This is a genomic window from Xanthobacter autotrophicus (assembly GCF_029991245.1).
GTDB lineage: Bacteria > Pseudomonadota > Alphaproteobacteria > Rhizobiales > Xanthobacteraceae > Xanthobacter > Xanthobacter autotrophicus_C.
Map to the genome: position 1 here is coordinate 1 of NZ_JAIVFO010000452.1, position 396 is coordinate 396.

General features: G+C 72.5%; 1 protein-coding gene. It reads right to left on the bottom strand.

The window, feature by feature from the left end; genetic code table 11:
• Positions 1-19: 19 nt before the first annotated feature.
• The coding region (locus K9U41_RS23645; RefSeq protein ID WP_282643254.1) for a substrate-binding domain-containing protein at positions 20-396 on the bottom strand (377 nt) is incomplete at its 5' end.

Here is a 396-nt window from a genome sequence, read left to right on the forward strand (position 1 = left end):
CTCCTGATCCGATTGGTGTTCATCGGGGGTTTCCTCCTGCGGTGGGTGTACCTGTGCGGGTGGTGCTCTGGCGGATGATGAGCTCGGTGGCGAGGACCTCGTGGACGGGTGCCTCGCGGGTGCGGTTGATCAGCTGGTCGAGCAGGTGGGCGGCGCGGCTGCCCAGCTCCCGCATGGGTTGGCGGACGGTCGTCAGCTCGGCGTACCTGGCCGCCATCACGTCGTCCCAGCCGGAGACGAGGGTGTCGTCGGGGACCCGGACGCCGGCCTCGCGGAGGCCGATGAGCATGCCGAGGGCGAGCTCGTCGTTCGCGCAGGCGAAGGCTGCGGGCAGGCCGCTCGTGCGCCGGCCGGCGACCGCGTTGCGGGCCGCGCGGAGGCCGCCCTCCTCGCTGA